This is a genomic window from Acinetobacter sp. UBA3132 (genome assembly GCF_002364825.1).
GTDB classification, from domain to species: Bacteria; Pseudomonadota; Gammaproteobacteria; order Pseudomonadales; family Moraxellaceae; genus Acinetobacter; species Acinetobacter schindleri.
Genome location: NZ_DEZM01000066.1, coordinates 3230 through 4364 on the forward strand (window position 1 = coordinate 3230; position 1135 = coordinate 4364).

General features: G+C 34.4%; 1 pseudogene. It reads right to left on the minus strand.

From position 1 onward, the window contains the following. Positions 1–575: pseudogene (locus tag B4033_RS02975) on the minus strand (sensor histidine kinase); the annotation flags it as partial. Between the last annotated feature and the right edge of the window lie 560 nt (positions 576–1135).

Below are 1135 nucleotides of genomic sequence, written 5' to 3' on the forward strand. Positions count from 1 at the left end.
CGCAGGTCATGAGCAATAATCTGGAAGAATTTCGTCTTACTGAAGTTCATGGCGCATTGCTGCTCGTACATTTCCTTCAGTTCATTATAGTCTTCATGCAAGCGAATCCGTCCGACCAGCCCATCGGCAAACTCCTGCACCAGACGAATATCTTCTTGATCAAAGCCCTCTTCTTCCTGATCAAAAAATACCACATGACCAATTGAGTGGGTATCACTGGCTTTCAGATTAAAGGAGATCAGGCGCTTATGCTCTACGCCAAGACTACGAATATATTCTGACATTTCTGTATAGGCAGGATGCGTACGATCCAGACAGTCATCATTTTTAAGATAATTGAGCAGATTTAATTCGTGCGGGGTTTCGAACCCCCAAAATTCTGAAGCAGTGGAATACCAGATATAAGGTTCTTTATGAAAACCCAGTAAACATTTTTCAGTCTTGAGTAGCCGACGTGCGACTCGACCAAATGTATTAATTAGGTTATTGGAAGTATTTACGCCCAAAATAAGAGACAGGCGGCATGAGCTTAGCTGTTCAGTATTTTGACCTATCTCCAGAAGGTTAAGCTTCATCTCTGCCTCTCATGGTTATGTTTATTTATTCAACCAATTTTATACAATCAATAACAAAGAATCTAAACAGTCTCAACAACATTTCCTAACATCTAGATTAATTGATTTCATTACATTTAACTACGTATACGTTAATTTTTTCTTTAAAAAATGTAAAACAAATTTGACATTAACCGTTATTTGTAAACCTATAAACAAACCTGATAATGTCACTGAAATGTCTATTTTTTCACCACCACTTGTAACATGCACCTAAACTAAATACTAGTGCCAAGCCTATAAATAATTAATTTAATTTAAAATAATAGCACTAAAATAAATTCTTTAGATTAATATTGTTAAGAATTTCTTCACCAACCAATCGTTACGAGTAAATATCCTATTTTTTTGCTTCATAATGCTCAAATGATTAATCTTCTAAATAACTATGTAATTTAGTTAATTCTTTGATATGTCTAATTTTTGTTAATCACGCACAATAAAACTGGCATAAAGTACCAATCTTTTTGTTAATGACTGAGATTTCCTTACTGTTAATTGTAAGCAGCCACTACAATTCT